Source organism: Streptomyces sp. NPDC090032, assembly GCF_044748025.1.
GTDB lineage: Bacteria > Actinomycetota > Actinomycetes > Streptomycetales > Streptomycetaceae > Streptomyces.
Genome location: NZ_JBIVFF010000003.1, coordinates 1 through 23,819, shown reverse-complemented (window position 1 = coordinate 23,819; position 23,819 = coordinate 1). Strand labels below are relative to the sequence as shown.

Annotated in this window: 17 protein-coding genes and 1 rRNA gene; 8 read left to right on the top strand and 10 right to left on the bottom strand. The window is 71.1% G+C overall.

Annotated features, from left to right (window positions below):
* The first annotated feature begins 67 nt into the window (after nt 1-67).
* The gene (locus ACIPWY_RS07135) at nt 68-835 is read left to right on the top strand and encodes an SDR family oxidoreductase (RefSeq protein ID WP_362899335.1); all 768 of its coding nucleotides are present in this window, start codon (nt 68-70) and stop codon (nt 833-835) included.
* Between the two features lie 21 nt (nt 836-856).
* Here the strand turns inward: ACIPWY_RS07135 and ACIPWY_RS07130 are convergent, their stop codons facing one another.
* From ACIPWY_RS07130 to ACIPWY_RS07120, 3 genes are all read right to left on the bottom strand, one after another.
* A complete protein-coding gene (locus ACIPWY_RS07130) occupies nt 857-1,696 on the bottom strand; it encodes a carbohydrate ABC transporter permease (RefSeq protein WP_362899333.1) in 840 nt (279 codons plus the stop codon).
* A gap of 24 nt (nt 1,697-1,720) precedes the next feature.
* Nucleotides 1,721-2,602, bottom strand: coding sequence for a sugar ABC transporter permease (locus tag ACIPWY_RS07125; protein WP_362900049.1), 882 nt, complete (start codon nt 2,600-2,602; stop codon nt 1,721-1,723).
* 98 nt (nt 2,603-2,700) lie between these two features.
* On the bottom strand, nt 2,701-3,948 hold the full coding sequence (locus tag ACIPWY_RS07120) for a sugar ABC transporter substrate-binding protein (RefSeq protein ID WP_362899331.1): 1,248 nt from the start codon (nt 3,946-3,948) through the stop codon (nt 2,701-2,703).
* A 220-nt stretch (nt 3,949-4,168) separates the two neighbouring features.
* On the opposite strand from ACIPWY_RS07120, the gene ACIPWY_RS07115 reads away from it, so the two are divergent.
* A complete protein-coding gene (locus tag ACIPWY_RS07115) occupies nt 4,169-4,729 on the top strand; it encodes a hypothetical protein (RefSeq protein ID WP_362899329.1) in 561 nt (186 codons plus the stop codon).
* 11 nt (nt 4,730-4,740) lie between these two features.
* Here the strand turns inward: ACIPWY_RS07115 and ACIPWY_RS07110 are convergent, their stop codons facing one another.
* From ACIPWY_RS07110 to ACIPWY_RS07095, 4 genes are all read right to left on the bottom strand, one after another.
* A complete protein-coding gene (locus tag ACIPWY_RS07110; protein WP_393705377.1) occupies nt 4,741-5,655 on the bottom strand; it encodes an oxidoreductase in 915 nt (304 codons plus the stop codon).
* 110 nt (nt 5,656-5,765) lie between these two features.
* Complete coding sequence (locus ACIPWY_RS07105) at nt 5,766-8,150, bottom strand: discoidin domain-containing protein (RefSeq protein WP_393705376.1); 2,385 nt, start codon at nt 8,148-8,150, stop codon at nt 5,766-5,768.
* Nucleotides 8,151-8,397: 247 nt separating this feature from the next.
* Nucleotides 8,398-11,115, bottom strand: coding sequence for a pyruvate, phosphate dikinase (ppdK, locus tag ACIPWY_RS07100; RefSeq protein ID WP_362899323.1), 2,718 nt, complete (start codon nt 11,113-11,115; stop codon nt 8,398-8,400).
* Nucleotides 11,116-11,509: 394 nt separating this feature from the next.
* Nucleotides 11,510-12,754, bottom strand: a complete 1,245-nt coding sequence (locus ACIPWY_RS07095; RefSeq protein WP_362899321.1) for an ROK family protein — start codon at nt 12,752-12,754, stop codon at nt 11,510-11,512.
* A 108-nt stretch (nt 12,755-12,862) separates the two neighbouring features.
* Here ACIPWY_RS07095 and ACIPWY_RS07090 point away from each other — a divergent pair, with 108 nt between their 5' ends.
* Together ACIPWY_RS07090 and ACIPWY_RS07085 are read left to right on the top strand one after the other, a co-directional pair.
* On the top strand, nt 12,863-14,341 hold the full coding sequence (locus tag ACIPWY_RS07090; protein WP_362899319.1) for an MGH1-like glycoside hydrolase domain-containing protein: 1,479 nt from the start codon (nt 12,863-12,865) through the stop codon (nt 14,339-14,341).
* Entirely contained in the window at nt 14,338-16,305 is a 1,968-nt protein-coding gene (locus ACIPWY_RS07085) for a glycogen debranching N-terminal domain-containing protein (protein WP_401532428.1), read from the top strand. Before ACIPWY_RS07090 ends, ACIPWY_RS07085 begins: the two co-directional genes overlap by 4 nt.
* A gap of 101 nt (nt 16,306-16,406) precedes the next feature.
* Here the strand turns inward: ACIPWY_RS07085 and dusB are convergent, their stop codons facing one another.
* Entirely contained in the window at nt 16,407-17,537 is a 1,131-nt protein-coding gene (dusB, locus tag ACIPWY_RS07080; RefSeq protein ID WP_362899316.1) for a tRNA dihydrouridine synthase DusB, read from the bottom strand.
* A gap of 125 nt (nt 17,538-17,662) precedes the next feature.
* Between dusB and ACIPWY_RS07075 the strand changes: the two genes are divergently transcribed.
* Nucleotides 17,663-19,132, top strand: a complete 1,470-nt coding sequence (locus ACIPWY_RS07075; protein ID WP_362899314.1) for an MFS transporter — start codon at nt 17,663-17,665, stop codon at nt 19,130-19,132.
* Here ACIPWY_RS07075 and ACIPWY_RS07070 read toward each other — a convergent pair.
* Nucleotides 19,102-20,079 (bottom strand): helix-turn-helix transcriptional regulator, encoded by a 978-nt coding sequence (locus ACIPWY_RS07070; protein WP_362899312.1) that lies wholly within the window; start codon nt 20,077-20,079, stop codon nt 19,102-19,104. The two genes, ACIPWY_RS07075 and ACIPWY_RS07070, sit on opposite strands and share 31 nt — an antisense overlap.
* A 101-nt stretch (nt 20,080-20,180) precedes the next feature.
* Here ACIPWY_RS07070 and ACIPWY_RS07065 point away from each other — a divergent pair, with 101 nt between their 5' ends.
* The 3 genes from ACIPWY_RS07065 to ACIPWY_RS07055 all read left to right on the top strand — a co-directional run bounded on the left by ACIPWY_RS07065 (nt 20,181) and on the right by ACIPWY_RS07055 (nt 23,420).
* Nucleotides 20,181-21,623, top strand: a complete 1,443-nt coding sequence (locus ACIPWY_RS07065) for an MFS transporter (RefSeq protein WP_401532427.1) — start codon at nt 20,181-20,183, stop codon at nt 21,621-21,623.
* A 147-nt stretch (nt 21,624-21,770) separates the two neighbouring features.
* Entirely contained in the window at nt 21,771-22,805 is a 1,035-nt protein-coding gene (locus tag ACIPWY_RS07060; protein ID WP_362899308.1) for an aldo/keto reductase, read from the top strand.
* A gap of 24 nt (nt 22,806-22,829) precedes the next feature.
* Nucleotides 22,830-23,420 carry a TetR family transcriptional regulator gene (locus ACIPWY_RS07055; protein ID WP_401532426.1) on the top strand — a complete coding sequence of 197 codons (591 nt, stop codon included), beginning with the start codon at nt 22,830-22,832 and terminating at the stop codon, nt 23,418-23,420.
* Nucleotides 23,421-23,540: 120 nt separating this feature from the next.
* Here the strand turns inward: ACIPWY_RS07055 and rrf are convergent.
* Nucleotides 23,541-23,657 (bottom strand): 5S ribosomal RNA (gene rrf / locus ACIPWY_RS07050).
* Nucleotides 23,658-23,819: the final 162 nt, after the last annotated feature.

Sequence of the window (23,819 nt, the reverse complement as noted above, 5' to 3'; positions counted from 1 at the left end):
CTGGAAACACTCGATCGTTCCGGAAACACCCGATTCGCCAGCTGAGCCACCACCCAAGGAGCCATCCATGTCCCGCAGTCGCTTCGCCGGCCGGAACGTCCTCGTCACCGGTGCCGGAACCGGCCTCGGGCGGGCCATCGCGCTCGCCTTCGCCGCCGAGGGCGCGCGCGTCGTCGTCGCCGGACGGACCCGCGCCACCCTCGACGGGACCGTGGACCTCATCGAGGCGGCGGGCGGCACCGCCGTCGCGCGCACCGCCGACGTGCGCCGGGCCGGGGATCTTCAGGAGTTGGTGCGCGCCACCGTCGAGCGGTTCGGGTCACTCGATGTCGCCGTGAACAACGCGGGCGTCTTCCGCGGCGCGGGCCCCGTCGCCGAACTCGCCGCCGACGACTGGCAGGCGCTGCTCGACATCAACGTCACCGGCGTACTCCTCGCCCTCCAGGCCGAGGTCGCGCAGATGCGGACGCAAGCGCGCGGCGGCGCCATCGTCAACATCTCCTCCAACCTCGGCCCCCACAAGACCCGGGCGGGCGTGACCGGTTACGCCGTGTCGAAGGCGGCCGTCTCCGCCCTGACCAGGGGCGCGGCCCTCGACCACATCGGTGACGGGGTCCGGATCAACGCGGTGAGCCCCGGCCCCTCCGCGACCGCCATGTCCCTGCTCCCCGGCGAGACCGAGGCCGAGCGGGCCATCCGTATGAAGGAGCAGTCTCCGCTCGGCCGGGTCGCGGCCCCGGACGAGGTAGCCGCCGCCGTGCTGTACCTGGCATCCGAGGACGCCGCCTCCGTGGTCGGCGCCGACCTGGTGATCGACGGCGGCGCGGCGGCATAGCCCGTGGAGAGAGGGGTGGAGTCAGTCGTCGATGCCCGAGCGCTCCACCCCCGCCACGATCCACCGCTGGAAGAACAGGAACACCACGAGCAGCGGCACGATCGACACGGCCGCCGCGACGAACAGCTCGTGGAGCCGGACCACTTGGGACGTGGTGAAGGACGACAGAGCCACCTGGACGGTCCACGCGCTGCGGTCCTGGCCGATGACCAGGGGCCACAGGAAGGAGTTCCACGCGCCGATGAAGACGATCGTGCCGACGGCCGCGAAGACGGGCCGGGAGTTGGGCACGACCACCCGCCAGTACGTACGCCAGTACCCGAGCCCGTCGACGCGCGCCGCGTCCTCCAGCTCCCCCGGGAACCCGAGGAAGGACTGGCGGAAGACGAAGCACGCGAACGCGGAGAACAGGGTCGGGACGATCAGGCCGCGCAGCGTCGAGATCCAGCCCAGCGACGAGACGAGCACGAAGCTCGGCACGAACGTGACCGCGGCCGGGACCATCAGGGTGCCCAGGATCGCGTAGAAGACCTTGTTCGCGTGCCGGTAGGGGATGCGGGCCAGGCCATAGCCGGCGAGCGAGGCCAGGAGCAGGGTGCCGAGCGTCGTCGCGACGGCGATGAGCGCGGAGTTGAGCAGGGAGCGTGCGTAGGGGACGGACGTGTCGTCGAAGAGTTCCGTCACGTTGCCCCAGTGCAGCGAGGACGGGAAGAACGTCCACTCGGGCGAGGTGATGTCGCTCTCGGCCGCGAGCCCGTTGCGTACCAGGAGGTAGAACGGGATCAGGAACACGAGCGCGAGCGCGATCAGCAGGGCGAGGCGCAGGGCGCGGCCCGCCCTGACGCGGGAGTCGTCCCTCACTTTGTCTCCTTCACTGTGCCGCCTTCACTGCGCCTCCTTGCGGCCGAGGCCGAACCACTTGGCCTGCCCCACCGTCACGACCGCGATGATCAGGGCGAGCAGCACCGCGCCCGCGCTGCCGAGCCCGAGGTTCTGCCCCTGGCCGAGGGCCGTGTAGTAGAGGTAGACGAGCGGTGGCCTGGCGTAGGGCGGATAGCCCCGGGCGTCCGAGAGCAGGTTGTAGAACTCGTCGAAGGCCTGGAAGGCGTTGATGACGAGGAGCAGGACGACAGCCACGGAGGTGGCCCGCAGCTGCGGGAACGTGATGTGCCGGAAGACCTGCCAGCCGGGCCGCGCCCCGTCGACGGCCGCCGCCTCGTAGAGGGTGGGGCTGATGCGCTGGAGCCCCGCGAGGAACAGCACCATGTAGAAGCCGGCCTGCAGCCACAGCCGTACGGTGACGATGACGGCCCAGTACCAGGGCGGGTCGGTCGTCGACAGCCAGGCGATCTGGTCGCCGCCGAACCAGCCGAGGACGGTGTTGGCGAGCCCGAACCGCACCCCGTTGAAGATCGACATCTTCCAGATCAGCGCGGCCACCACGTAGGAGCAGGCGGCGGGCAGGAAGAAGACGGAGCGGAAGAACGCCTGGGCGCGGCGCTGCCGGTTCACCATGAGGGCGAGGGCGAGCGAGAGGGCGTAGGTCGCGGGGACGATGAAGAGCGAGAACACGAGGAACGTCCACAGGCTGTCGGTGAATGCCTCGTTCTTCAGCATCGCCGTGTAGTTGCCGAGGCCGACGAAGTCGCTCGGGGTGACGGTGTTGTGCGCGTCGAAGAAGCTGAGGTAGACGCTCCAGCCGAGCGGGATGTACGTGAAGACGCCGAGACCGAGGAGAAAGGGCCCGACGAAGATCCAGAACCACAGGGTGCGGTTCTGGACGCCGGCCCACTTGCGTGCCGTGCCGCCCTGCCCGCGGCTTCTCTGCCGAGGGATCGCCCGGCGGCGCCCCTCCTGCCGCAGGCTCACTTCTTCTTCACGCGGTCGAGCTCGGCCGACACCGTCCGTACGACCTTCTTCAGCTCGCCCTCCGGGCTCGCGCCGTCCTTGATGATGCGGCTCAGGGCGTCCTGGTACGCGGTCTGGCCGGCGGGCGTCCAGCGAAGGGGCTGGGCGTAGCCGTGGTCGGTCGTGAAACGGACCGCGTCGGCCGCCGCGCCCTTCCTGAGCTTCGCGGCCTTCTTCGCCAGCGAGATACGGGCCGGGATGTGGAAGCCGTACGAGAGGGCGAAGTCCTCCTGGTGGTCGGTGCGGTCGATCCACAGCCACTTGAGGTAGTCCTTCGCGGCCTGCTGGTGCCTGGAGCGGGTGGAGACCGCCGCGCCGTACGCGCCGACCGGCACCGACGGCTCGCCCGCGCCGTCCTTCGGGAAGGGCAGGACACCGAAGTCGTCGCCGAGTTCCTTCTGTACGGTGGGCAGCGCCCACAGGCCCGACCACTGCATGGCGGTCAGACCCTGGACGAACGCCGACGGGTCGGACCAGTCGGAGGGCGCGCCCAGGAGCAGTGACTTGTCGGCGTACAGCTGGTGGATCTTGCCGAGGGCGCGGGCGGCGGCCGGGTCGTCGAAGCCGACCTTGCCGTCCTCGGTGACGAGTTCGAGGCCCGCCGCGTACAGAGGCGTGCCGCCGAGGACGCCCGCGCCGCCGTCGTTGCCGAGGAAGAGACCCTTCGTCTTCTTCGAGGTGAGCTTCTTCGCGGCGTCCACGAGCTCGTCGAGCGTCTTCGGCGGCTCGACGCCCGCGTCGGCGAGCAGGCTCTTGCGGTAGTAGAGCATCTGCATGTCGATGACCTGCGGGATCGCCCAGATCCTGCCGTCGTACGTCTTCGGGGCGAGGACCGCCGGGTTGAAGTCGTCCTTGACCCCCTCGAACAGGGCGGTGAGGTCGGCGACCTGCTTGCCCTGGATCTGATCGAGGCTGGGCCCGTTGACCTCGAAGACGTCGGGCCCCGAGTCGGTGAGGAGCGCGGCGGCGGTCTGCTCGTCGTAGTTGCCGGGCCGCCACTGCACGGTGACGCGCGCCTTCCCGTACCCCTCGGCGTACTTCTTCACGGCCTGCTCGGTGCCCTGCTCGCCGTACTGGTGGTACCACTGCGCCAGCTCCGGCCCACCGCCCGAGCCGCCGTCGTCCCGGCCGGTGTTGGAGCCGCACGCGGTGAGCAGCCCCAGCGCGGCACCGGTCCCGAGCAGTCCTCTGCGGCTGATGGTCATTGATCGTCCCCCTGCTTCTCGCTGCTCTTGAACACCGGCTTCCTTCGGCGTCCACGGATTCCGACGGCCCAACGATCAACCATGCGGCCGGATTACGACAGAGGGACTACGGCCGTATGTCGGCTCTCCCGTCAGCACGGCGTCAACGTGCGCGGCCGCCGGATCAGCGACGCGTCAAGAGTGCTGACCTGGGGCGCCGTACGGGCTTACGGTGCGCTGCATGGGACGAGACACGAGGGCGGGATCCCGCGGGCGGGCTGCGGCGGCGCCGGCTTCGCAGGACGCGGTGGTGCGGGACCGCCGGTGGGCCGCCGATCTGCGGGCGGCGGTGTTCTGCGCGCTCACGCTGTTCGGCCTGATCCTGGTGATCGACACGGCCAACGGCACACTGAGCCCGGCGCGCGTCGGACTGTGGGCGGGGCTCTCGGTCCTGCTGCACGCCGTGCTGCACCCGCCGCTGGTCAGCGCGGGTCCCGGCTGGCTCGCCGTGCGCGGCATCCGGGGGACGCAGCGGGTCTGCACGGATCTGCTCACGTCGGTGCGCCACAGCGACGGAGTGACGCCGCGGCTCGTACTGCGGGACGCGCTCGGCGGACGCGTGGAGCTGGACCCGAAGGTGTTCACCGACAACCCGGTGCTGTGGCACCGTCTGGAGACGGGCGCGCGCCGGGCCCGCACGAGCGGTCTGCTCCGCTGCGGCACCCCGGTCATCGACCGCCTCGCGGCCCGCATCGACGGCGAGGCGGCCCGCGCGGTGTTCGAGGCGTCGGAGCTGGACTAGGGCCTCTCGGCCTAGAACGTCACGCCCGTCAGCTGTTCCGACGCCGCCCACAGCCGCTCCCCCGACACGTCGTCGAGGGTCCGCCCGGCCCGCCACGACTTCGCGGGCGCCCCGCGCCACATCATCAGGGACGGCCCGGTGAACGAGTCCGGGCGCACTCCGGGAGCCGTCGCCGCGTACAGCGTGGGCAGCGCGCCGGCCTCGGCGGACTGGGCCATGGCCCGGTTGCCGAGCTCGACGACGCGCTCGACCGCCTTGCGGCCCTCCATGCGCACGCCCTGCGTCGCGAGGTTCGTGGACGCGTACCCGGGGTGCGCGGACGCCGCGACGACGTCGGACCCGCGCGCCGCGAGCTTGCGCGCCAGCTCGTGGATGAACAGCAGATTCGCCGTCTTGGAACGGCCGTACGCGACCCAGCGCCGGTAGCGGCGCTCGCTGTTGAGGTCGGCGATGTCGATGTCGGCAAGGGCGTGGAGCATGCTGGAGACGCTGACGACGCGGGCGCCGGGTGTGCCGAGGAGCCGGGGCAGGAGCAGGCCGGTCAGTGCGAAGTGGCCCAGGTGGTTGACGCCGAACTGCGTCTCGAAGCCGTCGGCGGTCCGCCCGAGGGGCAGCGCCATCACGCCCGCGTTGTTGATCAGCAGATCGAGTCGCTCGCCGCTGCCGTACGATCCGGCGAACTTCCGCACGGACGACAGATCACCCAGGTCGAGCTGCTCGAACTCGGCCTGTGCGCCCTGCACTTCGGAACGCAGCCGCTCCAGAGCGGCAGTGCCCCGTGTCTCGCTGCGGCAGGCGAGGACGACGCGGGCGCCCTTGCGGGCCAGCTCGCGGGCCGTGATGTAGCCGATGCCGCTGTTGGCGCCGGTGACCACGGCGGTGCGGCCGCTCTGGTCGGGGATGTCGCTAGCGTTCCAGCCGGTCATGGCTGTGCTCCCTGGGCGAGGGGATACGGGGGTGCCCGACTGTACTTACCGGCCAGTAGATGCGGAACCCCGCACCCCAGTTTCCCCTCGCCTCCCCTCGCCCCCTTGGCTCAGCCCCGCACTTCGAACCGGTAGAGCGAGTACCCGTACGTCGTCTGCCGCTTCACCCCGAGCATCCGCACCCGCCGCGCCTGCACGGCGTCGAGGTCGACCGTGTCCACCCCGGCCGTGGTCCGGTCGCGGCGTGCGGCGACGGTGCGCCAGGACGAGCCGGTGGCGTCCGCGGACACCTGGAGGTCGTAGTCCCGCCCCGCGGCCGTCTCCCAGTCGAGGACGATCCGCCGCACGGTCCGGGTCTGCTCCAGGTCGACCTCGATCCACTCGCCGTCCGTGTACTTGGACGCCCAGCGGGTGCCCGGGTCACCGTCGGTGGCGTTGGGTGCGGTGAGCGTGGCCGTCTCGGCGGAGGACGCGGTGGTGGGGCGGCCGAGCGCCAGGTCGGGGATGTCGTACACCTGGAGACTCCACACCGAATAGCGCGTGCTCACGCGTTCCTGGCCGCGCAGGCGTACATGGCGCGCGGAGGCCGCCGGGAAGGCGAGCTCGTCCCAGCCCGCGCGATCGCGGCCGGTGCGCTCGGCGACGGTGCGCCACGCGACGCCGTCGTCGGACACCTCGACGGCGTACGCGGTGCCGTGGTCCTGCCCCCATTCGACGCGTACCCGCTGCACGGGCCGGCTGTCCCCGAGGCCGACGGCCAGCCAGGGAGCGCGCTCGCGGCCGCTGGTCCAACGGGTGACCGGGCTGCCGTCGGTGGCGTACGCGGGGCGGGATCCCGCGGCCGTGGACGAGGCGGTGGCGGCCGCGTCCAGAGAGATCTGGTCGGGTTCGGAGAGGGTGGGCGTGAGGGTGGTGAGCCCGGGTCCGGCGATACCGCGCCGCAGCTCGGCCGTGAAGTCGCGGTAGCTCAGGCCCGCTCCGGACCCGCTCCACATCTTCTGAGCGAGCGTCCCGAAGGTCTTCTCGACCAGACCGTGAACGGCCTGCTGGGTGTACGTGGCGTGCACGAGGTCGTTCCACACGGCGGACATGGCGCCGCGCAGCTTCGGGTCGTGCGGCTGGAGGCTCTCGTTGCCGGGGAAGACGTGCGGGGCCCAGCTCTCGTACAGATAGGGGCCGTCGAGGCCGAGCGGGTGGTAGTAGGTGGCGAACGGGACGATGTAGAGGAGCCCGTCGTTCGTGTTGACGATCTCGTACCCGTCGGCGGTGGCGGCCTTGGGCCCGTACCAGCCGTTGTTCCAGCTGTGGATGGTGACGTCGCGGTCGTAGCCGGTGGTGCCGGAGGGCGCCATCTCGGTGAGGCTGCCCCAGGCGCGCGGGTGTTTGCCGAGGGTGCGGATGTGGGCGGCCATGGCGTTGAAGTAGCCGCGGTACTGCTCCTCGGGGCCGGTGTACTCGTCGGCGCCGTAGTGGATCTCGGGGCTGCGGAACCAGGGCGCGAACTCGTCGAAGACCTTCTTCATGAAGGCCGTCGTCTCCGGCTCGGCGAGGTCGAGGTGGTCGGAGTTGCCGCCCTTCAGGCCGAGTTCGGGGCGGAAGCGCACGAAGGAGCGGGCATGCGCGGGCGCGTCGATCTCGGGGGTGAGCTGGACGGCGTGGGCTGCCGCGGTGTCCTCGAAGGAGTCCCAGTCCGCACGCGAGTACGAGCCGTCGGGTGCGGCGAGCCCGGCCCATTCGGGCTTTTCGCTGCGCAGCCGGAACGCGTCGTAGGCCTTGGACCAGTCGCCGCCGGCCGGGCTGATCTCGTTGTCGTTCAGATGCAGTTGCAGGTCGTTGAGCTTGAACCAGCCCATCAGGCGCAGCTGGTCGCGGATGAAGCCCGGGGTGAAGTAGCGGCGGCCCGCGTCCAGCATGAAGCCGCGCAGCCGGTAGTCGGGCCAGTCGTGCGCGGTGCCGGTGGGCAGTTCGCGGCGCCCGTCGGAGCGCAGGAGGATCTGCAGGACCGAACGCGTGCCGTAGTAGAGGCCGGTGCGGGTGGGTGCGGTGACGGTGACGGCTGCCGCGGTGACGGTGAGGGTGTAGCCCTCCTCGGCGTACCGGTCACCGCCGGGCGCGTGCCGGTCGGCCGGGTCGAGGACGAGCCGCAGGCCGCCCCGTACTCCGCGGCCGGCGCGGGGAGCGCCGGGCCTGATGCCGGTGACCTCTTCGACCTCGTCGGCGAACTGCCGGGCGAGCGGCAGGAGTTCACTCGCTTTCGCGGCCTGTACGACGACCGGGGCGCCCGCTTCGAGGCGGTACCGGCCCGTGGATCCGGCCCAGTCCTGGAGGGCGGGGATGACGACGGGGCGTTCGTTGACCGCGTTCTTGCCCGCGGCCCGGGCGGCGGCGGACCCGGGCCCGATCGGCAGGGCGGTGGCTGCCGAGGTCACCGCGAGCGCGGTGACGAACGAGCGGCGTGACAGACGCGGTGAAGTCGTTCCGTTACTCGGAGGCATGAAGTGGACTACACCACTTGCCTCCCGGGCCTCACAAGGGAGCGGACATCACAGAACCCCCAAGACCGCCCACCCCCGCGCGCTTTCACACGCACCCGCACACGAAAGGGCGGCACCCCCCGCACAAGGGGTACCGCCCTCTCCTTCGGTGCACCGGAGCCGCTGCCTTTCGTGAGGGTCGGGCACCCAGACAACGGCTCCGGAGTTTCGCGGACCGGTTCCTACCGGTGGTCGCTACCGGTGGTCCCTACCGGTGGTCGCTGCCAGTCGACGTCGACGCGGCACGGCCGGCCTCCAGGCGGGCGACCGGGATACGGAACGGGGAGCAGGAGACGTAGTCCAGGCCGACCTCGTGGAAGAAGTGGACCGACTCCGGGTCGCCGCCGTGCTCGCCGCAGACGCCGAGCTTGAGGTCGGGCCGGGTGGCGCGGCCGGCCTCCACGGCGTTGCGTACGAGGCTGCCGACACCGTCCTTGTCGATGGTCTCGAACGGCGAGACCCCGAAGATGCCCTTCTCCAGGTACGCCGTGAAGAACGAGGCCTCCACGTCGTCGCGGGAGAAGCCCCAGACGGTCTGCGTCAGGTCGTTCGTGCCGAAGGAGAAGAACTCCGCGGCCTCGGCGATCTGCCCGGCCGTCAGCGCGGCACGCGGCAGCTCGATCATCGTGCCGAGCGCCAGCTTCAGCTCGACGCCGGTCTGCTCCTGCACCTCGGCGATGACCTGCTCGGCCTCCTCGCGGACGATCTCCAGCTCCTGGACCGTGCCGACGAGCGGAATCATGATCTCGGCGCGCGGGTCACCCTTGGCGTTCTTGCGCTCGGCCGCGGCCTCGGCGATGGCCCGTACCTGCATGGCGAACAGGCCCGGGATCACGAGCCCGAGGCGGACACCGCGCAGGCCCAGCATCGGGTTCTGCTCGTGCAGGCGGTGCACGGCCTGGAGGAGGCGCAGGTCGTTCTCGTTCGCGTCCTGGCGGGACTCGGCGAGCGCGACGCGCACCGACAGCTCGGTGATGTCGGGCAGGAACTCGTGCAGCGGCGGGTCGAGCAGGCGCACCGTCACCGGGAGCCCGTCCATCGCCTCGAACAGCTCGACGAAGTCCTTCTTCTGGAGCGGCAGGAGCTCCTTGAGGGCCTCCTCGCGCTCCGCGTCCGTGTCGGCGAGGATCAGGTGCTCGACCATCTCGCGGCGCTCACCGAGGAACATGTGCTCGGTGCGGCACAGGCCGATGCCCTGCGCGCCGAAGCGGCGGGCGCGCAGCGCGTCCTCGGCGTTGTCGGCGTTGGCGCGCACCCGCAGCCGGCGGACACGGTCCGCGTACGCCATGATCCGGTGCACGGCGCCGACGAGTTCGTCGGCGTCGTCGGCGCCGGCGTGCATGCGGCCCTCGAAGTACTCGACGACCGGGGACGGGACGACCGGCACCTCACCGAGGTAGACCTTGCCGGTGGAGCCGTCGATGGAGACGACGTCGCCCTCCTCGATGACCTGCCCGCCGACCGTCATCCGGCGGCGCTTGGTGTCGACCTCGAGGTCCTCGGCGCCGCAGACACAGGTCTTGCCCATGCCGCGGGCGACGACGGCGGCGTGCGAGGTCTTGCCGCCGCGCGAGGTGAGGATGCCCTCGGCGGCGATCATGCCGTCGAGGTCGTCGGGGTTGGTCTCGCGGCGGATCAGGATGACCTTCTCGCCCGAGCGCGACCACTTGACGGCTGTGTACGAGTCGAAGACGGCCTTGCCGACCGCGGCGCCCGGCGAGGCGGCGATACCGCGGCCGATCTTCTCGACCTTCGCGCTCTCGTCGAAGCGCGGGAACATCAGCTGCGCGAGCTGGGCGCCCGTGACGCGCTGGAGCGCCTCGGCCTCGTCGATGAGGCCCTGGTCGACGAGCTGCGTCGCGATGCGGAAGGCGGCACCGGCGGTGCGCTTGCCGACGCGGGTCTGCAGCATCCACAGCTGGCCGCGCTCGATCGTGAACTCGATGTCGCAGAGGTCCCTGTAGTGGGTCTCGAGCGTCTCCATGATCTGCATGAGCTGGTCGTACGACTTCTTGTCGATCGACTCGAGCTCGGCGAGCGGCACGGTGTTGCGGATACCCGCTACGACGTCCTCGCCCTGCGCGTTCTGGAGGTAGTCGCCGTACACGCCCTGGTGGCCGGAGGCGGGGTCGCGGGTGAAGGCGACGCCGGTGCCGGAGTCGGGGCCGAGGTTGCCGAAGACCATGGAACAGATGTTGACCGCGGTGCCGAGGTTGCCGGGGATGCGCTCCTGGCGGCGGTAGAGCTTGGCGCGGTCGGTGTTCCAGGAGTCGAAGACCGCGTGGATGGCGAGGTCCATCTGCTCGCGCGGGTCCTGCGGGAAGTCCCGGCCGGCCTCGGTCTTCACGATCTTCTTGAAGCGGGTGACCAGCTTCTTGAGGTCGGAGGCGTCGAGGTCGGTGTCGACCGTGACCTTCTTGGCCGCCTTGGCCTTGTCGAGGGCGTCCTCGAAGAGCTCTCCGTCGACGTCCAGGACGGTCTTGCCGAACATCTGGATGAGGCGGCGGTAGGAGTCCCACGCGAACCGCTCGTCGCCGGACTGCTTGACCAGGCCGAGGACGGACTTGTCGGAGAGTCCGATGTTGAGGACGGTGTCCATCATGCCGGGCATGGAGAACTTCGCGCCCGAACGGACCGACACCAGAAGGGGGTTGTCGGCCTGGCCGAGCTTCTTGCCCATCTTCTGCTCGAGGGCGTCGAGGTGCGCACTCACCTCGTCACGCAGTGCCACCGGCTCGTCGCCACTGTCGAGGTAGACCTTGCAGGCCTCGGTGGTGATGACGAAACCGGGGGGAACCGGCAGACCGAGGTTGGTCATCTCCGCGAGGTTCGCCCCCTTCCCGCCGAGGAGGTCCTTGAGGTCCTTGTTCCCCTCGGTGAAGTCGTAAACGAACTTCACTACGTGGGGATCTTTGTTTTCCGACACGGGTCTCGACTCCTCGATGACTCGGTGGCTGCCCTGACGGCGAGGAACATACCCAGATCGAAGGCATCTGGGTACGTCCACTTGCGCGTCATGCGGCCGTAACCACCCGTCCGCCGCTAGATCGAAAGTAACTAATGGGTAGCGGCGCCCTCGACTTCGCCTTCATTTCTTGAACGCACAACCCCCGTAGACCCCGGATTTCGCTCGGATGAGCGCGATCCTTACTCATGTGAGTTCAAGTCGTAAATGATCGAACGGTGGCACTCAGTGCCATGCCTTAGAAACGTACAGCCGCATCCAAAGTGCTCATCTGAGCGCCACCCCTATCAGGGGTGGCGAGAATCACGCCGTTTCCGGACCCCGCGATGTCAGCATCCGGACGGAATGCGGGCCTTCACAGGCCGAGCGCCACGAGCCGTTCCTCCGCCCGGTCCGGCGCGTACAGGTGCTCCACGACCAGCGCACCCGCCCCCACCAGCGCGGACCTCTCGCCAAGCTGCGCGGTGACCACGTCCAGATGAGCGGTGGAGCGCGGCAGGGCCCGCTGATAGAGCAGTTCGCGTACGCCCGTGAGGAAGGGGGTTCCGGCCAGATCCCCCGCGATCATCAGGACCCCCGGGTTCAGCAGGGTCACCACCGTCGCCAGGACCTCGCCCACGCTGCGCCCGGCCTCCCGTGCCAGGCGCACCGCCTCCGGGTGCCCCTCGGCGAGCAGCTCGCGCACATCTGAGCCCGACTCCGCAGGCACCCCGGCCTCGGTGAGCCGCCGAGCGAGCGCGCGCCCGCTGGCGACGGCGGCCAGGCACCCGTACGAGCCGCACCGGCACAGCGTGCCCGCGCCCTCGGGCACCCGTATATGCCCTATGTCGCCCGCTCCCCCGTCGATGCCCCGGTAGATCCGGCCGCCGATGACGACGCCCGCGCCGATGCCGGTGGACACCTTGACGAGGGCGAAGGCCGTGCAGTCCGGGTGGCCGGTGCGCTGCTCGCCGTAGGCCATCAGATTGGCGTCGTTCTCGACGAGAACAGGGACGTCAGCCGCGCCGGCCGCGCCGGCCGCGCCGCCCGTCCCCTCGGCGAAGGCGCGGCCCAGGCGGCCCCTGATGTCGTAGCCGTCCCAGCCCGGCATGATCGGCGGCTGCACGGCGCGGCCCGTGGCGGTGTCGACGGGCCCTGGCACGCCGACACCGATGCCGCACACCGCGTCCGCGGGCCGCGCCGCCTCCTTCAGCAGTCCGGCGAACCAGCCGCCGAGCGCGCCGAGCACCCGCTCCGGACCCTCGTCCACGGAGAGGGCGCCGGAGCGTTCGGCGAGCAGCTCGCCGGTGAGCGTGAGCACGGCGGCGCGCGCGTGCCGGGTGTCCAGGGAGACGGCGAGCACGACCGCGTGGCCGTCGTCGAACTCCAGGCGCAGGGAGGGCCGCCCGCCCGCGGGCGACGCGCCCGTGACCCCCGCGCCCTCGCGCAGCCAGCCCGCCCGGAAGAGCCGGTCGAGGCGCTGGCCGACCGTTGCCCTGGAGAGCCCGGTGGCCTCCTGGAGCGCGCCGCGCGTGGTCGCCCGGCCGCTGCGCACGAGGTGCAGCAGATCCCCGGCGCGCGCCTGGCCCCTCGGCCGCTCTCTCGTCCGGTCCCCGGCCATTCGCACCCCTTGCGTTCATCAACTGCGCGTTACATATTGGGTTTTGCTGGTTAAGTAGACGTAACTCTATGCTGGATACGGCTCAACTGACAGACCGTGGGAGTTCGCGTGGACCGCACAACCCGGCGGACCGGTGCGGCCGGGCGCCGCGCTTCCGAAGCCGCCGCCACGCCCTCGGGCGCGCGGGCCGCGCTGCGCGAGCGGGCGGTGCGGGTCCTGGAGACGAACTGGACGGGCACGTCCACGGTCCCCTCCCGCACCCTCTATCCGCACCAGTGGTCATGGGACTCCGCGTTCGTCGCCATCGGATCGCGTCATGTGTCGCCGCTGCGCGCCCAGTTGGAGCTGGAGACGCTGTTCGCCGCGCAGTGGGGCGACGGCCGCGTTCCGCACATCGTGTTCAACCCCACCGTCCCCCTCGACGCCTACTTTCCCAGCCCCGACTTCTGGCGCTCCTCCACCCGGGGCCGGGCGGCCGGCGCGCCGCGCTCCGTGCAGACCTCCGGCATCGTGCAGCCGCCGGTGCACGCGCTGGCCGCGTGGCTCGTGCACCGCGCCGACCCCGGCCTGTCCCGCTCCCGCTCGTTCCTGGCCCGCATCTACCCGAAGCTCGCCGCCTGGCACCGCTACCTCCTGCACCGCAGGGACCTGGGCGGCGGCGGTCTCGCCTCGGTGGTGCACCCCTGGGAACAGGGCATGGACAACAGCCCCTGCTGGGACGCCCCGCTGAGCCGGATCGCCCCGGCCCCCGCGCGCGCGTTCCACCGCGCCGACCTGGATCACGGCGCGGCCGACGACCGGCCCACCGACCTCGACTACGGCCGGTACGTGCGCCTGGCGACGGACTACCGGGACGGACAGTACGCCGACCGCGCCGCCGGGCAGGGCGGCTTCGCCGTCGAGGACCCCTCCTTCAACGCCCTCCTGATCGCCTCCGAACACGCCCTCGCCCGCATCGCCTGCGAACTCGGCGCCGCGGGCACGGCCCGCCACGCCCGCGCCGAACGCCTCACGGCAGCGCTGGTCGAGCGCCTGTGGGACCCGGCCACCGGCATGTTCTTCTGCCGCGACCTGCGCGGCGAGACCGACGGGCACCCCACCTCCCGCGCACCGGGACACGGCACACCCCGCGCCACCGGCCGGCTCTCGCCCCCCGCCCTGATCCCCGAGTACGGCGTCGGCGGCCTGATCCCCCTCATCCTGCCGACGCTCCCCCGGCACGTGAGCGCCCAACTGCTGCGCACCGCCCGCGGCCCCCGCTTCGGCCTCGGCACCACCGTGCGGCTCGTGCCGAGTTACGACCTGACGGGACCGGCCTTCGACCCGCAGCGCTACTGGCGCGGACCGGCCTGGTTCAACACGAACTGGCTGATCGAGCGCGGCCTGCGGCTGCACGGCGAGCAGGCGGAGGCGGAGCGCCTGCGCGCCGCGCTGCTCCGCACGGCGCTCGACACGGCCTTCGCCGAATACGTGGATCCGTACACGGGGCGCGGCTGCGGCGCGCGCGGCTTCGCCTGGAGCGCCGCGCTCGCCCTCGATCTGCTGCAGGAGCCGCGGGAGCGGCACGAGGAAGGAACCTGGGGATGACGGACCGACAGCATCAACTGCTCGTGCGGGGCGCCACGTTCGCGGCGATCGGCCCGGGCGGTGACATCAGCGGCGTACGCGGGTCCGGCTCGCCCGACGGCCTCTTCGTGCGCGACGGCCGGCACCTCAGCCGCTGGCAGCTCACGGCGGACGGCGCCGCCCCCGAGGTGCTCACGCCCGCCGGGCCACCGGGCGGGGACGCGGCCGGGCGGACCAGCGCCGGTGAGGGTGTGGCGCGCTGCGTACTGGTGCCGCGTGGCGGACGCCTGGAGCCGCCCGCGTACACGCTCTTCCGTGAACAGGCCGTGGCGGACGGCGCGTTCGTCGAGGCTCTGCGCGTCGTCTCCAACCGTGCGGCGCCGACGACGGTACGGCTCGCGCTGACCGTCGACGCGGACTTCACCGACCAGTTCGAGCTGCGCGCCGACCACCGCACGTACGCGAAGACCGGCGCGGTCCGCTCCCGGTCACCTCTGGAGGACGGCGTCCGGTTCGGCTACCGGCGCGGCGAGTGGCTCTCGTCGACGACGGTGACCGCGGAGCCCGCGCCCGACGCCGTCGAGGAGACCGGCACCGGCGCCCGCCGTCTCGTCTGGTCCCTCGAACTGGCCGGTCACGGCACCGCCGACCTGAACCTGCGCGTCGCGGCCCGCCCGCACGGCGCCCCCGGCACCCCGGTGCCCGCGTCCCCCGCCGACGCGACGGCCGAACTCGCCGCGCGCACCGAGGAGTTCACCCGGGACATCAAACTGCCCGCCGCCTGGCCCGGACTCGCGGCAGCATGCACGAAGGGCCTGGCCGACCTGGCCGTGCTCCAGATCCCGGCCACCGGCCCGGACGGCGAGCGGCTGAGCGTGCCGGGCGCGGGCGTCCCCTGGTTCCTCACGCTCCTCGGCCGTGATGCGCTCCTGACCTCCCTGTTCGCCCTCCCGTACCGGCCGGGGCTGGCCGCCGCGACGCTCCCGGTGCTCGCCGCGACGCAGGCCACGGAGTCCACCGAGGGCGCCGTGGCCCAGCCCGGCAAGATCGTCCACGAGGTGCGGCACGGCGAGCTGGCGCACTTCGGACAGGTCCCGTTCGCCCGCTACTACGGCTCGGTCGACGCGACGCCCCTGTTCCTCGTCCTGCTCGGCGCGTACACGGACCGGACCGGCGACCTGGCCACGGCCCGCCGCCTCGAACCGCACGCGCGGGCCGCCGTCACCTGGATGCTCGACCACGGCGGCCTCACCTCACGCGGCTATCTCGTCTACCGCGCCGACCGGGGCGGCCTCGCCAACCAGAACTGGAAGGACTCGCCGGGCGCCATCTGCTCGGCCGACGGCAGCCGCCCCACGGGACCCGTGACGGCGGCGGGCGCCCAGGGCTACGCGTACGACGCGCTGCGCCGCACCGCCTCCCTCGCGCGCACGGCCTGGGACGACCCGGTGTACGCGGACCTCCTGGAGCAGGCGGCGAGCGATCTGCGGGACCGTTTCCAGCGGGACTTCTGGATGGCGGACCGCGCGTTCCCCGCGCTCGCCCTGGACGGCGACGGGCGGCACGTCGACGCGCTGGCGTCCGACGCGGGCCACCTCCTGTGGTCGGGCCTGCTCGACAAGGAGTACGGGGAGGTGGTCGGCCGGCGTCTCCTGGAGCCGGACTTCTTCTCCGGCTGGGGGGTGCGCACGCTCGCGGCGGGGCAGGCCGCGTACCACCCGCTCTCCTACCACCGGGGCTCGGTGTGGCCGCACGACAACGCGCTGATCGCCCTCGGGCTCGCCCGCTACGGGCTGCACGACGAGGCGCGGACGGTGGCGCACGCGCTGGTGGAGGCCGCCACGGCGTCCGGCCACCGGCTGCCCGAGGTGCTCGCCGGGTACGCGCGGGAGTCGCACCCGGCGCCCGTGCCGTATCCGCACGCGTGCGAGCGCGAGTCACGCTCGGCGGCGGCTCCGCTCGCGCTGCTCACGGCCGTCTTTTAGGACTCTCGGCCGGTCGCGGCGTTCGAGCGACCGGGGTCCTAGGGGCAGGGCCCCCGGTTTCGGGAAGGGGCGGGGTGTGGGAAGACAGCTCCCGCAACCCGTCACCCGCCGGACGTGTCCAGCTCGGCGTCCTCGCTGACACCGGCGCAGTCCCACGGGTCCTTGAGCCAGCCGTCCGGCAGCACCACCCGGTTGTTGCCGGACGTACGGCCGCGGGGTCCGTCCGCGCCCACGGGCCAGGACTGGTCGAGGTCCAGCTCGTCGAGCCCGGCGCGCAGCTCGGCGAGCGAGGACGTGACGGCGAGGCGCTTGCGCATCTCGGAGCCGACCGAGAAGCCCTTCAGGTACCAGGCCACGTGCTTACGGAAGTCGATGACACCGCGCGCCTCGTCGCCGATCCACTCACCGAGCAGCCCGGCGTGCCGCACCATCGTCTCGGCGACCTTGCGCAGGTCGGGCGCGGCGGGCGAGCCCGTGCCCTCGAACGCGGCGACGAGATCCCCGAACAGCCACGGCCGCCCCAGGCAGCCGCGCCCCACCACGACACCGTCGCAGCCGGTCTCGCGCATCATGCGCACCGCGTCGTCGGCGCACCAGATGTCGCCGTTGCCGAGGACGGGGATCTCCGGGACGTGCTCCTTCAGGCGGGCGATGGCGTCCCAGTCGGCCGTGCCGCCGTAGTGCTGTGCCGCGGTGCGCCCGTGCAGGGCGATCGCCGTGACGCCCTCCTCCACGGCGATCCGGCCCGCGTCGAGGAACGTGATGTGGTCGTCGTCGATGCCCTTGCGCATCTTCATCGTGACCGGCAGGTCCCCGGCCCCGCTGACGGCCTCCTTCAGGATGGCCCGCAGCAGATTCCGCTTGTACGGCAGCGCGGAGCCGCCGCCCTTGCGCGTCACCTTCGGGACCGGGCAGCCGAAGTTCAGGTCGATGTGATCCGCGAGATCCTCTTCGGCGATCATCCGGACGGCCTTGCCGACCGTCGCGGGGTCGACGCCGTACAACTGGATCGACCGGGGCTGCTCGCTCGCGTCGAAGCGGATGAGCTGCATGGTCTTCTCGTTGCGCTCGACCAGCGCCCGCGTCGTGATCATCTCGCTCACGAAGAGACCCTTGCCGCCGGAGTGCTCCCGGCACAGGGTGCGGAAGGGCGCGTTCGTGATCCCGGCCATGGGCGCGAGGACCACGGGTGGCTGCACGAGGTGCGGACCGATGGTGAGCTGCTGGGACATCGGGCGGGCTCTCCGAAAAGTGGGCGGGCGGGCAGGGGCAGTTCTCCATTGTCCCCCACCTGGCGGACACCCCCGTCCCCCACCTGCCGGGCGCCCCCTCCCGCGGTCGGGCTACCGTCGGATACATGCCCCCTCCACTGACGCAGCGCCGGCGAATGCTCGTCCTCGCGATCTGCTGCATGAGCCTGCTGATCGTCAGCCTCGACAACACCGTCCTGAACGTCGCCCTGCCGAGCATGCAGAAGGAATTCGGCGCGAGCGTCTCCGGCATGCAGTGGACCATCGACGCGTACACGCTGGTCCTCGCCTCACTCCTGATGCTCGCGGGCTCGACGGCCGACCGGATCGGGCGCCGGAGGATCTTCAAGGCAGGCCTGGTGATCTTCACCGTGGGCTCGCTGCTGTGCTCCGTGGCGCCGAACCTGGAGTCCCTCGTCGTGTTCCGCATGATCCAGGCGGTCGGCGGCTCGATGCTCAACCCCGTCGCCATGTCGATCATCACCAACACGTTCACCGAGCCCCGCGAACGCGCCCGGGCCATCGGAGTCTGGGGCGGCGTCGTCGGCATCTCCATGGCCGCGGGCCCCATCGTGGGCGGCGTCCTCGTCGACTCGGTCGGCTGGCGCTCCATCTTCTGGATCAACCTGCCGGTGGGCCTCGCCGCCCTCCTGCTGACCATGCGCTACGTCCCCGAGTCCCGCGCCCCCAAGCCGCGCCGGCCCGACCCGGTCGGCCAGCTCCTCGTCATGGCACTCCTCGGCTCACTCACCTACGCGATCATCGAGGTCCCCGAAGCGGGCTGGACGTCCCCCGTCATCGTGACGTTCGCCCTGCTCGCCCTCGCGGCCCTCATCGGCCTGATCGCCTACGAGCCGCGCCGCACCGAACCCCTCATCGACCTGCGCTTCTTCCGTTCTGCGCCCTTCAGCGGCGCCACCGTCATAGCGATCAGCGCCTTCGCCTCGCTCGGCGGCTTCCTGTTCCTGTCGACGCTCTACCTGCAGAACGTACGCGGCCTAGACGCCCTGGACGCCGGCCTGTGGATGCTGCCGATGGCGGCCATGACCCTCGTGTGCGCCCCGCTCTCCGGACGCCTCGTCGGCAGCCGCGGACCCAGGATCCCGCTGCTCGTCGCGGGCATCTCGATGACCGCGAGCGGCATCCTGTTCGCCGCGTTCGAGGCGGAGACGTCGAACGTGACCCGGTTCATCGGCTACGTCCTGTTCGGCCTCGGCTTCGGCTTCGTCAACTCCCCCATCACCAACACCGCCGTCTCCGGCATGCCCCGCGCCCAGGCCGGCGTCGCCGCCGCGGTCGCCTCCACGAGCCGGCAGATCGGCCAGACCCTCGGCGTCGCCGTCATCGGCGCGGTCCTCGCGTCGGGCGTCGCGTCGGCCGTCGGCACACCCTCGTACGCGACCGCGTTCGTCGACGCGAGCCGCGGCGGCTGGTGGGTCATCGTGGGCTGCGGCGTCGCCGTCCTCCTGGTCGGCCTCCTCACCAGCGGCCGCTGGGCGCGCGGCACCGCACAGCGCACCGCCCGCTGCCTGCAGGAGCCGGAGATTCAGGAGGCCACGGCGGGCGCCAGCTCCTGAAGCCGGTCGAGCCGCTCCCGGGACTCCTCGTCGGCGGGCGTGTACGTCACCAGCCGGGCCCCCTGGTCCGGGCCGAGCCACAGATCGGTGTGGACCAGGGACAGCGGCCCGACGTACGCGTTGCGGAAGTGCTTCGTCTTGCTGCGCGTGCCCACCACCTCGTGCAGCTGCCACGCCTCACGGAACTCCGGTGACTCGTCCTCCAGCCGCTTGAGCAGCAACTCCCAGGCGGGCTCGCCGAGATGACCGGCCATCGACCCACGGAACTTGGCCGCCATCAGCCGGATCGTGTCCTCCAGGAACACGAACGACTTCCGCCACTGCTCGTTCGTGCAGATCAGCACCATGCAGTTGCGGTCCTCGGGCGCGACCGTGTCCAGGTCGCACAGCAGCCGACCGTACGTGCGGTTGTACGCGAGGATGTCGTAGCGGCTGTTCTGGATGCACGCGGGCAGCGGCTCCAGTTTCTCCAGCATCAGACGCAGCGCGGGCGTGACCGTCTGGCAGCTCGCCGCGGGGGACGGGTCGACGGCCCCGGCGAGCTGGAAGAGATGCGCGCGCTCACTCGCGTCGAGGAGCAGCGTGCGGGCCAGCGCGTCCAGGACCTGCACCGACACCTGGATGTCCCGCGCCTGTTCGAGCCACGTGTACCAGGTGACACCGACCGCGGACAGCTGCGCGATCTCCTCACGCCGCAGCCCGGGGGTACGCCGGCGCCGGCCGCGCGGCAGTCCGACCTGCTCGGGGGTGATGCGGGCGCGACGGCTGCGCAGAAAGTCGGCGAGCTCATGCCGCCGGATCTCGGACTCCCGCTTGGGCGACGCCTGAGCAGGCGGTTCCTGTGCGGGCGACGCCTTTGTGGGCTCCGAGGCCTGCCCTTGCACATGTGTCTGCGCCTGCGTCTGTGTCTGCGCCACTGTCGTCGTAGTCCGCACCATCGTGGTCATGCCTCCAGCGTGCCGCGCCACGGAGCCTGTTGCCAGGTAGCCCTTCTACCAGGATAAGAACACTCTGGTACCAGTCTGAGAGCCCGACGACGCTGGTACCCATGACCGGCACCGGGACCCGTTCCCTCTCCGTCCCCACCACAGCCCGCTCCGCCACCGCCCCACCGGCACTCGGCGGACTGGGGCTCTTCACCGTCCTCGTCGGCGCGGCGCTCCCCCTCATCGACTTCTTCATCGTGAACGTCGCCCTGCCCACCATCGGCCACGACCTGGCCGCGGGCGAGGCACTCCTCGAACTCGTCGTCGCCGGCTACGGACTCGCGTACGCCGTCCTGCTCGTACTCGGCGGCCGGCTCGGCGACCTCTTCGGCCGCCGCAGGCTCTTCCTCGGCGGCATGATCGCCTTCGGCCTCACCTCGCTGGCCTGCGGCCTCGCCCCCGACGCCTGGTCACTCGTGGCCGCGCGCGTCGCCCAGGGCGCCGCGTCAGCCGCGATGCTCCCGCAGGTCCTCGCCACCATCCAGGCCACGACGACGGGCGGGCGCCGGGCGAAGGCCATGGGCCTGTACGGGGCCACGGCGGGCCTGTCCATGGTCGTCGGCCAGATCCTGGGCGGCGTCCTCGTCGCCGCGGACGTCTTCGGGACCGGCTGGCGGTCGGTGTTCCTGGTGAACGTGCCCGTCGTCCTCGTCGGTCTCTTCCTGGCGGCCCGCGCCGTCCCCGAAACCCGCTCCCCGCACCCCGAGCCCGTCGACGGCCCCGGCACGGTGCTCCTCGCCGCGTCCCTGCTCACCCTTCTCGCGCCCCTGACCGAGGGCAGGGCTGCCGGCTGGCCTCTGTGGACCTGGCTCTCACTCACCGCCTTCCCCTTCCTCGCGTACGCCTTCTACCAGGTGGAACGCCGAGCGGACCGGCACGGCCGCACCCCGCTGGTCCCGCCCAGCCTGTTCGCGCTCGTCTCGCTGCGCCGCGGCCTGATCATGATCGTGCCGTTCTCCATCGGGTTCAGCGGCTTCATGTTCGTGATCGCGGTGGCACTCCAGCAGGGCGAACACCTCGGCCCCGTACCGGCGGGCCTGGCCCTCGCGCCGATGGCTGCCGTCTTCTTCGCGGTGTCCCTCGCGGGCCCGCGCCTCATCGCCCGGTACGGCACCCGGATCGTCACGGCGGGCGGCATCATCCAGGGCGCCGGCGTCGCCCTCATCGCCCTCGCGGCCTGGCGGACCTGGCCCGACCTGGGCGTCCTCGAACTGATGCCGGGCGCCGCACTCGCGGGCGCGGGCCAGGCGCTCCAACTCCCGATCCTCTTCCGGATCATCCTGTCCGAGGTCCCGACGGCGCGGGCGGGCGTGGGCAGCGGCGTCATGATCACCGCCCAGCAGTCGGCACTGGCCCTGGGCGTCGCCACACTCGGCTCCCTCTTCCTCGCCCTGACCCCGAACCTCGGCATGCGAGACGCACTGGTGACGACCCTGCTGGCGCAACTGGCGGGCATCGCCCTGACGACAGCACTGAGCGTGCGACTGCCACGGGTGGTGGGGTGAGGCCGGGTGAAGCCCCGCGACACCAGACAACGGGCGACACACGACAGCTGACAGATGACAAATATTGAAATCTGTCAGCTGTCATGCCATCGTGGATAGGGAGGCACCGAATCCTCGAACCGGCGACCCCCATCCAAGGAGCCCCTGATGTCCCCCACCACTCCCACCTCCCCCACTCTCCACCCCCGCTCCCTAGGCTCCACCGGCCCCGAGGTCTCCGCCATCGGGCTCGGCTGCATGGGGATGTCCGCGCTCTACGGCGAGGCCGACCGGGGCGAGTCCATCGCCACCATCCACGCGGCACTCGACGCCGGCGTCACCCTGCTCGACACCGGCGATTTCTACGCGATGGGGCACAACGAGATGCTCATCGGGGAGGCCCTGCGGACCGCCCCCGCCGCATCCCGCGAGAAGGCGTTGACCAGCGTGAAGTTCGGCGCCCTGCGGGACCCGGACGGCGGATGGTCCGGCTACGACGGGCGCCCGGCCGCCGTGAAGACCTTCGCGGCGTACTCGCTCCAGCGTCTCGGCGTCGACCACATCGACGTCTACCGGATCGCCCGTATCGACCCCGACGTACCGGTCGAAGAGACCATCGGTGCCATCGCCGAGCTCGTCGAGAAGGGACACGTCAGGCACATCGGCCTGAGCGAGGTCGGCGCCGACACGATCCGGCGGGCCGCGGCCACCGCCCCCATCTCCGATCTGCAGATCGAGTACTCCCTGATCTCCCGCGGTATCGAGGACGCGATCCTGCCGGTCACCCGCGAGCTCGGCATCGGCATCACGGCGTACGGGGTGCTGTCGCGCGGCCTCATCTCCGGGCACTTCGGCCGCGACCGCAAGCTCGCCGCGAACGACTTCCGCGGGATGAGCCCACGCTTCCAGGGCGAGAACCTCCAGCACAATCTCGACCTCGTCGAGTCGCTGCGCAAGATCGCCGAGCAGAAGGGCGCCAGTGTCGCGCAGGTCGCCATCGCCTGGGTGCTCAGCCGCGGCGAGGACATCGTGCCGCTGGTCGGGGCCCGTCGCAGGGACCGGCTGACGGAGGCGCTCGGCGCCCTCGACGTCAGCCTGGACGCCGCGGACCTCGCCGCGATCGAGGAGGCCGTTCCTGCCGGCGCCGCCGCCGGCGACCGCTACCCGGAGGCACAGATGGCACACCTCGACAGCGAGCACTGATCACCGCCCGGTACGGTCGGCATCATGGCAACCGAGACCCTGACCACCGAGCGCATCCTCGAGGTGACCGAGGAAGTCCTGCGCCGCCACGGTCCCGCGAAGGCGACCGTCGTCGACGTGGCACGCGCGCTCGGCGTCAGCCATGGCAGTGTCTACCGGCACTTCGGCACCAAGGCGCAGTTGCGTGAGGCGGTCACGAAGCGCTGGCTCGACCGCACCACGGACGAACTGCAACTGCTGATGGCAGATGACTCACTGTCGTCGCCCGCCCTGTTGCGGCAATGGTTCTCGACACTGTTCGCGGCCAAGCGCCGCAAGGCGGGCGACGATCCGCAGCTCTTCGCCACCTACCAAGTTCTGATCAGCGAGAACAGCCGGGTGGTCGAACTCCACGTCGGTGAGCTGATCACGCAGCTGCACCACATCATTCAAGACGGCGTCACCAAGGGACAATTCAGCCTTCCGCACGCCGACCCCGCTCTGACCGCCCGCGCGGTATTCGACGCGACCAACCGCTTCCACGATCCGGCGTACGCGGGTGAGTGGCAGAAGGCCGGCATCGACGCGGAGTTCAAGGCCCTCACGGATCTCGTCCTCCGCGGCCTGGACGCCTGACAGTTACCCCGCACAGTATTCGGCCGGTCCCTTTTCAGGGACCGGCCGGGAATTCGCGCACAACGCAGAAAACCCCCGTAACAGGATTCTCATCCGTTACGGGGGTTTTCTTCAAAATTAGTTCGGCGGCGTCCTACTCTCCCACAGGGTCCCCCCTGCAGTACCATCGGCGCTGTGAGGCTTAGCTTCCGGGTTCGGAATGTAACCGGGCGTTTCCCTCACGCTATGACCACCGAAACACTATGAAACTGTCAACCGCACCACGCTCTGTGACAAACGTGGGGTTGTTCGTGGTTTCAGAACCAACACAGTGGACGCGAGCAACTGAGGACAAGCCCTCGGCCTATTAGTACCAGTCACCTCCACCCGTTACCGGGCTTCCAGATCTGGCCTATCAAC

Bases quoted from the DNA above. Each gene is read 5' to 3' on its own strand.
- ACIPWY_RS07135 (WP_362899335.1), top strand. From the start codon at position 68: ATGTCCCGCAGTCGCTTCGCCGGCCGGAACGTCCTCGTCACCGGTGCC.
- ACIPWY_RS07120 (WP_362899331.1), bottom strand. From the start codon at position 3,948: ATGACCATCAGCCGCAGAGGACTGCTCGGGACCGGTGCCGCGCTGGGG.
- ACIPWY_RS07115 (WP_362899329.1), top strand. From the start codon at position 4,169: ATGGGACGAGACACGAGGGCGGGATCCCGCGGGCGGGCTGCGGCGGCG.
- ACIPWY_RS07110 (WP_393705377.1), bottom strand. From the start codon at position 5,655: ATGACCGGCTGGAACGCTAGCGACATCCCCGACCAGAGCGGCCGCACC.
- ACIPWY_RS07105 (WP_393705376.1), bottom strand. From the start codon at position 8,150: ATGCCTCCGAGTAACGGAACGACTTCACCGCGTCTGTCACGCCGCTCG.
- ACIPWY_RS07095 (WP_362899321.1), bottom strand. From the start codon at position 12,754: ATGGCCGGGGACCGGACGAGAGAGCGGCCGAGGGGCCAGGCGCGCGCC.
- ACIPWY_RS07085 (WP_401532428.1), top strand. From the start codon at position 14,338: ATGACGGACCGACAGCATCAACTGCTCGTGCGGGGCGCCACGTTCGCG.
- dusB (WP_362899316.1), bottom strand. From the start codon at position 17,537: ATGTCCCAGCAGCTCACCATCGGTCCGCACCTCGTGCAGCCACCCGTG.
- ACIPWY_RS07075 (WP_362899314.1), top strand. From the start codon at position 17,663: ATGCCCCCTCCACTGACGCAGCGCCGGCGAATGCTCGTCCTCGCGATC.
- ACIPWY_RS07070 (WP_362899312.1), bottom strand. From the start codon at position 20,079: ATGACCACGATGGTGCGGACTACGACGACAGTGGCGCAGACACAGACG.
- ACIPWY_RS07065 (WP_401532427.1), top strand. From the start codon at position 20,181: ATGACCGGCACCGGGACCCGTTCCCTCTCCGTCCCCACCACAGCCCGC.
- ACIPWY_RS07060 (WP_362899308.1), top strand. From the start codon at position 21,771: ATGTCCCCCACCACTCCCACCTCCCCCACTCTCCACCCCCGCTCCCTA.
- ACIPWY_RS07055 (WP_401532426.1), top strand. From the start codon at position 22,830: ATGGCAACCGAGACCCTGACCACCGAGCGCATCCTCGAGGTGACCGAG.